This window comes from Micromonospora sp. WMMD736, assembly GCF_049179015.1.
Taxonomy (GTDB): Bacteria; Actinomycetota; Actinomycetes; order Mycobacteriales; family Micromonosporaceae; genus Micromonospora.
The window spans coordinates 1-3,668 of record NZ_JBMHMI010000050.1; the positions used below are offsets into that span (position 1 = coordinate 1).

5 protein-coding genes are annotated in these 3,668 nt (G+C 66.4%); 3 read left to right on the plus strand and 2 right to left on the minus strand.

Features of this window, described 5'->3' with window-relative positions:
* Positions 1–51 precede the first annotated feature (51 nt).
* Positions 52–615 (minus strand): hypothetical protein, encoded by a 564-nt coding sequence (locus ACN269_RS33350; RefSeq protein WP_421477111.1) that lies wholly within the window; start codon positions 613–615, stop codon positions 52–54.
* Between the two features lie 72 nt (positions 616–687).
* The gene (locus tag ACN269_RS33355; RefSeq protein ID WP_421477113.1) at positions 688–1,482 is read right to left on the minus strand and encodes a ketosteroid isomerase family protein; all 795 of its coding nucleotides are present in this window, start codon (positions 1,480–1,482) and stop codon (positions 688–690) included.
* Positions 1,483–1,586: 104 nt separating this feature from the next.
* Between ACN269_RS33355 and ACN269_RS33360 the strand changes: the two genes are divergently transcribed.
* The 3 genes from ACN269_RS33360 to ACN269_RS33370 form a co-directional block, all read left to right on the plus strand.
* Entirely contained in the window at positions 1,587–1,985 is a 399-nt protein-coding gene (locus tag ACN269_RS33360; RefSeq protein WP_421477115.1) for a hypothetical protein, read from the plus strand.
* Positions 1,986–2,050: 65 nt separating this feature from the next.
* Entirely contained in the window at positions 2,051–2,473 is a 423-nt protein-coding gene (locus ACN269_RS33365; protein ID WP_421477117.1) for a hypothetical protein, read from the plus strand.
* 47 nt (positions 2,474–2,520) lie between these two features.
* Positions 2,521–3,668, plus strand: a 1,148-nt coding sequence (locus tag ACN269_RS33370) for an AMP-binding protein (RefSeq protein ID WP_421477119.1), incomplete at its 3' end; no start/stop codon positions are given.

A 3,668-nucleotide genomic window follows, 5' to 3' on the forward strand; every position in this document is an offset into this window, starting at 1 on the left:
GCTCATCCGACAGTGATTACGGGGCAACCGATTTCGGGTGCCCCGTTGTCGTCACGCGCCCGTCCAGGCCGCGTCGAGGCGGTCAGCGACGTCGATGATCTTGGCCTGCTGCGACGCCGGACTATCGATCTCGCCGGCGACGTGGGCGGCGATGAAGCGCCGGATCTCGGCGTCGACGCCGGCCAGGATTCGCAGCACCTCTCCGCGCAGCGACTTCGAGGTCACATGAATCGAGATATCCGACGGCCGCGGCTTCTCGACGTCGAGGATCAACACCAGCGGTTCGGCCGCCAATGCGGTGGCCCGCAGCGAGATGTCGCCGAAGACCACGAATCGCGGCCGGTCGATCCGCAGGTCGATCACCATGTCGATCTCGAGCGGAATACGGATCGTGAAGGTGATCAGGTCGCCGATCTGACGGGTCACGTGCGGCTGCATCACCTTGACCTTCGCGGTGACCTTGGCGATGCCGCCCGGTCCCTGGCCCATCGGACCCATCGCGAACTCGTCGCCGGCGATCTCGGCGATCGCATCGCCGACGCGCTCCTCGGTGACCGCGATCTCGAAGAATTTCCGGCCGAACTCTTCGTAGGTCAGATGCTGGTGGGAAGACATGGTGTTCACTACCGTCTCACGTCAGTCTGAGATGTTCAGTCAACCGGGCCGTCGGACCCACCGGCGTAACCCTCAAGCTGCAAAGTAGCGCACCCTGGCGATCGTAAACGGCCTGCTGTTCACCTCGGCGAACAGCACCGCGCGCTCCCCGTTGCGCTCGAGCCCCACCACTAGCGATCGGCCGGCCGCGATCAGCTTGCGGCGGCGACACCCCGCCAAGCGGTCGAGCAATTCCGCTGCCCCGGAGACCCCGTCGTCGCCGGTGGTGATCTGTGCCCCTTTGGCCAGGCCACGACGGACTGCCACCTCGTCCCCGGCACGCGCATCGTCGAGGAATCGGGTGAACGCGCGCCGCGCCCTGGCACCCGGACCCCACAACCCGCCCAGAAACCCGACGGCGCCGCCCGGACCCTGATTACGCAGCAATGCCCGGGTCAACCGCAGACCGACCGGAACGGACGCCAGCCCGCTCCGCGCGAACTGCCGCACCATCGCCGGCAACTCCCAGTACGCTCGCAGCCGATCGAGCTTCAACTCGGTGCCGACCGGTCTCAGGTCGTAACGGATGTAGACCGGGATCCGCATGGTCACCGACGGGGCCATCGCGACCTCGAGTTCCAGGTCGCGCACCACCGTGCGGCCACTCACCAGGTCGACATCGCGATGGGCGGTGATATCGCGTGGGCCGATGAACGTGTCGTAGAACCGGGTGATCTCGGTCTGACCGCGGTGCGGTCGGGAGCCGACCGGATCCTCCACCTGACCGTTGGCGGTGAACAACCCGACCCAGCCCGCGCGGTCCCGCGAGCCAGCCGCGGTGAGCGACCGCTCGGCGGCGGCGAGCAGCTCAGCACGTGGGAAAGTCATCTCATCAACGTCCTCCGGTCAGGGTTACTACATTACGGACTGATGACCCGCACAGACATCGGCGATTACTCTGGAGTTGCGGCTCACCCACATGGAGGACAGCGATGGGCAACAACGGACCATTCGGATTTGATCCGGAGGATTTCGATCGCGTGGCGCGCGAGGCGGGCGAGGGGCTGCGCGAGATGTTGGAGAACGTCAGCAGGTACCTCACCACATCCGGTGAGCGTGCCGGTTGGGCTGGTCTGATCGACGAGTTCGCCAGGTATTCCCGGCCCCGTACCGAGCCGGAGACCACCGGGGAAACCGGTGACGGTGTGTGGGCGATATACACCGTCGACAGCAGCGGCGGAGCTCATATCGAGCAGGTGTACCCGACCGAGATCGATGCCCTGCGCGCCCATAAGACCAATACCGATCCGACCCGCAAGGTGCGGTTCCTGCCCTACGGCATCGCGGTCAGCGTCCTGGACGCCTCCACCACCGAGGATGGCGACGACTAAGCGCAGTTCCCGACCAATCGGGGTCGGGGATCGATAGGCTGACCGCGACACCTGGGGGTGGGACATTGATTCGTGGCTTCCTGGCTGCGGTCGCGGTCTGCGGAGCGGCCATCGGCTTGGCTCCCGGTGCGGTGGCGGACCCGGGCAACATTTACCCCGACGATCCGGGTCGATATCCCACCGATGTTCCGGGGATGAGTTATGACGCGGCTCTCAGCGGCCCGTGCCACAGCTGGGAGCGCAACGTGTTCGGCCGCGGACGGGGCGGACAACCGCTGCAGTGTAAGTGGATTCCCAATCAGTGGCCACCGGTCTACACCGGGTTCTGGGTGGCCTCCTACCCGCTGCACGGCGTGCAGGACATCGGCGCGCCGTGCCCGGGACCGCAGGCCGCCGCGCAGTCGCCGGACGGACGGCCAATGCTGTGCCTGGGCGCGCGCGGCTGGCAGCCAGGCGTGCTGACCGGCGATGGTTTCTTCCCAACCTGACCGACCGGCGGGCATACAGCATGACCATGAATGTATGGTCAATGTCCATGGGCGGTGACGTGACCTTCAATCTGTCGACGGTGTTCAAGGCGGTGGCGACCGCCATCGGCGACCATAGGTTTCTGATCTGGCGGGATCGTCGATTCAGCTATGCGCAGACCGACGCCCGAGTCGACGGGTTTGCGCACTACCTGACCTCCGTCGGACTGGGCTGCCATACCGAGCGTGACGCGTTGGCCGGCCACGAGTCCGGCCAGGATCACCTGGGTATCTACCTGCGTAACGGCAACGAATACCTGGAAGCGATGATCGGCAGCTACCGGGCCCGGGTGGCGCCGTTCAACGTCAGCTACCGCTACGTCGAAGAGGAGCTGTACTACCTGCTCAGCGACTCCAATGCCCGCGCGCTGGTGTTCAACGCCGAGTTCGCGCCGCGGGTGGCGGCCATCCGTGACCGGCTGCCGAACCTAGAAGTTCTCATTCAGGTCGACGACGGTTCCGGCCAGGCCCTGCTGCCGGGTGCGGTGGACTACGAATCGGTGATCGCGACACCGGCACCGCCGCACGGCATGCCCACCGTGTCCGGCGACGACCTCTACATCCTCTACACCGGCGGCACCACGGGGATGCCCAAGGGGGTGTTGTGGCGTCAGCACGACATCTTCCTGTCCTCGATGGGCGGCCGCCCGTTCGGCAGCGATCAGTTCCTGACTTCCTACCAGGAGTTGACGGAGCGGGCCTCGGCGGCGGCCGGGGCGACGTCGATCCTGATGGTGCCACCGTTCATGCACGGCGCCGCGCAGTGGGCGGCCTACAACGCGATCACCATGGGCGGGTGGCTGGCCATCCCCGACGACGTCGAGCGCTTCCAGCCCGACGCCGCACTGAAACTCGTCGAGCGCGAGAAGGTGTTGAGCATCCCGGTGGTCGGCGACGCGATCGGGCGGCCGTTGATCGAAGCGATCGAAGCCGGCGACTATGACCTGGCCGCGCTGTTGACCATCACCAACGGCGGCGCACCGCTGTCGCCCACGGTGCGAGACCGCATTCTCAAGGCGCTGCCGCACGTGATGGTGCTCGACGCGGTTGGGGCCTCGGAATCGGGCGCCCAGATGAGCACCTTGGCCACCACCGACGCTGAGGCGGCCACTTTCACGCCACAGTCCGACACCGCGGTGGTGTCCGAGGATCTCAG